General features: G+C 61.7%; 3 protein-coding genes. 2 read left to right on the top strand and 1 reads right to left on the bottom strand.

All coding sequences use genetic code 11. The features are described from left to right. On the bottom strand, window positions 1–805 hold an 805-nt coding region (locus tag VGG64_24515), incomplete at its 3' end, for a Gfo/Idh/MocA family oxidoreductase (GenBank protein HEY1602790.1). 315 nt (window positions 806–1120) lie between these two features. Between VGG64_24515 and VGG64_24510 the strand changes: the two genes are divergently transcribed. Both VGG64_24510 and VGG64_24505 read left to right on the top strand, forming a co-directional pair. After that, window positions 1121–2806 (top strand): DUF1549 domain-containing protein, encoded by a 1686-nt coding sequence (locus VGG64_24510; protein ID HEY1602789.1) that lies wholly within the window; start codon window positions 1121–1123, stop codon window positions 2804–2806. Between the two features lie 133 nt (window positions 2807–2939). After that, window positions 2940–3461 (top strand): DUF1501 domain-containing protein (locus VGG64_24505; GenBank protein HEY1602788.1); only part of this gene is annotated, 522 nt, incomplete at its 3' end.

The raw sequence follows: 3461 nt of genomic DNA, 5'->3' as shown, positions 1-3461 counted from the left end.
GTTCGATACGGTTGTCTTTGGCCCGTAGCAACTGCTCGTTGCGGATCAACAGGTCGGCGTCGCGGCAATGAAAATGGATGTCCTCGCGCCAGTGATTGGCATTGCCGACGAAATGTACGTTGAGCCCCGCCCCGCCCGTGAGCCGCGCCATTACCTGTGTCACGATTTCGACGCGGCTTCCGCGCTTATCGCTGAGCGCATACAGCGATTCGGCCTGCTGCCCGGTGATGAAATAAACCACGTCGATCTGGTGGCTGCCGGCATCGCCAAAATAGCCAGCTCCGATATTGGGGTCGTCGCGCCAGGTGCCGCCAATGCCCTGCTGCCAGCGCTCGCAAACGTAGATATGTATTTGTCGCAGGGGCCCATAATAATCGGCGTTTTCCGTCAGTTCCCGGCGCGCGGTCAGATAGGCCGACTTGTATCGTCGCTGGTACGAAATCGACAGTATACGCCCCTGCTGGCGATGCCGATCGATCATGTCGCTGATCTGCTCGCGGGCAGGTGCCAATGGTTTTTCACAAAGCACGTCCAGACCATGGTCGAAGGCTGTACAAACCTGCGGATAGTGCAGTAGAGTCGGCGAACAGATCACTACCGCATCCAGGCGGTGGCGCCCCAGGGCCGCGACATCGTCGGTTTCCAGGGACGCCTCCGGAGCGTAGGCTTCGGCCAGCCGGGCGGCCGCCGCCCGATCGGGGTCGGAACAGACGACGATTTGGCCTCGTTGGTCGTCAAACAGGCGTTCGGCGTGCAATCGGCCCACAAACCCACAGCCAATCAGCCCCAGCCGAATCGGATTCATGTCGTACCGAAACCTCGAGGAAGCCCCATTCGGTCTACCGCGACCGACCTGGACGGGTCGGGTTGTCGGGGCGAAGGCGTTTCAGTATCGATGACTTGCGGCATTCGGCAAGTCCCGTCGGCACCGAGAACCCCCTGCAGAGGCGAGCCGGCTTGCTTATTGGGCGTCGCAGGGAGTGAAAACCGCGAGGGACGACCAATCTTAGGCACAGCCAAGGCTTTGAACCTCCGGCAGCGGAACTCACGCCGGCGTTCCGGTGTTCAATAGGCGGGGCACCCCGCACGCCAGCAGTACCCGACAAAAACCGTGTTCTCCATGAATAAATCCCTTCTCGGCTGTACGACCGGTTTGCTCTGCGGTGTCCTGATCCTGCACGCCGGCAGCGGCCGGGCTGGTGACCTGGCTGAGAACTCCAATTCTCCCGCGGCGGCCGATCTGGCCCGCCAGGTCGATAGTACACTTGCCGCCGAGTTGCTTGTTAATGTCGCTGCCACCGAGCCGGTCGGTAATGTTTCGCCCCCCAACGTCGCGGCCCTGACCGACGATGAAACATTCTTGCGGCGCGTCTCGCAGGATCTGGTCGGCGAGCTGCCGTCGCCCGAAGAGATCACTTCCTTCGTTCTCGATCCCAGTTCTGATAAACGTGCCCAAATCGTCGACAGACTGCTGGCCGATGCTCGTTTTGGCCGCAACTGGGGACAATACTTCCGCGACGTGATCCTGTACCGGCGCACCGACGAACGGGTACTGCGAACGGGCCCCGCCATCGTCAAGTTTCTCGCCGAGCAACTCAGCGGCGAGGCCCGCTGGGACCAGATTGCGCGGGCCTTTATCACGGCACGCGGCGACGTGCGCGACAATGGTCATACCGGTCTGATCATGGCCCAGATGGCGCAAGCGCCCGAGATCGCTGCCGAAACGGCCAGGATCTTCCTGGGTGTGCAAATTCAATGTGCCCAATGCCACGATCACAAGACCGATCGCTGGAAGCGGCAGCAATTTCACGAGTTGGCCGCGTTCTTCCCGCGGATTGCGATCCGTGCGGTGAAGGAGGGAGACAAGCGAGTCAGTTTCGAGGTGGTCTCGCGCGATGGAGCGCCGCGTCGGCCCAAAGATGGCAAAGCTCGCGGAAACGTCGAGCATTACATGCCCGACCTGGACGATCCTAGCGCCCAGGGAACATTGATGCAGCCGGTGTTTTTCCTGAGCGGAGAGCAACTTGCTGTGGGCACCACGGACGTTGATCGCCGTACAGCACTGGCGGACTGGATCACCGGCAAGAAGAACCCTTGGTTCGGCCGGGCCTTTGTGAATCGCATCTGGGCCGAACTTGTGGGGCATGGCTTCTACGAGCCCGTTGACGACATGGGTCCAGATCGCACGGCCGCGGCGCCGCGCACTTTGGATCTCTTGACGCAGGCGTTTGTCGATCACAATTACGACGTCAAGTGGCTCATGCGTACCATCATGGCAACGCAGGCCTATCAACAAGTGAGCCATTCGCGGCGCGACGATGCGTCGACCCCTTCGGCGGCCAGCTGTCCACAACCGTTGCGAGCCGACCAAATCTTCGACGCGCTGGCCGCGGCGCTCGCGATCGACGAGCCGAAGCAGGGGCCTCGCGCCCAGGCGGGCAAACAGCGCCCCCCGCGCAACCCGCGCTTCGAGTTCGATCGCGCCTTCGGCTACGACCCCAGTGCTGAGCGCGACGAAGTGTCGGCCTCGATTCCGCAAGCCTTGCTGATGATGAATTCGCCGCTGTTGCAGCGGGCGATCAACGCGAAAAGTGCCGGTGCCGTTTTGGACAAGTTGCTAGCGCAGAACAGCGACGATGAAAATGTCACTACAGAGCTGTACTTGCGCTGCCTGGCGCGAGAGCCCAAGCCGGCAGAAATGGCCGAGTGCCTGTCGTACGTCCGTTCGATCGACGACCGTGGCGAGGCATTCGAAGACGTGCTCTGGGCGCTAATCAATTCGACGGAATTCACGCACCGCAAGTGACGAACCCGTGAGCGGCGAATGATTCAGCCGCCGGGTGACGGCCGAGATTGAACGACACCCTGCTTGAGAAAAACGCTGTGACGCTGTGACTGACCAGTACATTTAACCGCCATTACGAATCGAGAAAGCGGCTATGAACCTGTGGCAGCATCACGTCGGGGCACGCGTGAATCGCGATGGCGTAGTGGCGCGGCGCGACTTCCTCCGCGGCGTCTCCTTGGCCGGCGCCGCCGCCGGCACGCTGGGATGGCAGGATCTGGTCCGTGCCCAGGCCGAACAGTTGCGCAGCCGCGGCATGGCCTGCATCTTGCTCTACATGCGCGGTGGGCCGAGCCAGTTCGAGACCTTCAGTCCCAAAGCCGGCCACGAGAACGGCGGCGAGACCTCGGCCATCGACACCAGTGTCTCAGGCATTCAGATCGCCTCCGGCCTACCGCAATTGGCCAAACAAATGCAGGACATTGCGGTAGTTCGCTCCGTGACTACGAAAGAGGGCAATCACGCCCGCGCCCAGTTCCTGATGCACACAGGCTACGCTCCCACGGCCAGTGTGAAGTACCCCACGCTCGGCTCGATCGTGGCTCATCAGTTGGGCGACCCCACTTCGGAGCTCCCTTGTTTTGTCCGTATTGGCGATCGCGCGGCCGACGGCGGA

The sequence above is a fragment of the Pirellulales bacterium genome (assembly GCA_036490175.1).
Taxonomy (GTDB): domain Bacteria; phylum Planctomycetota; class Planctomycetia; order Pirellulales; family JACPPG01; genus JACPPG01.
This window is presented reverse-complemented; position numbering and strand designations above follow the sequence as displayed.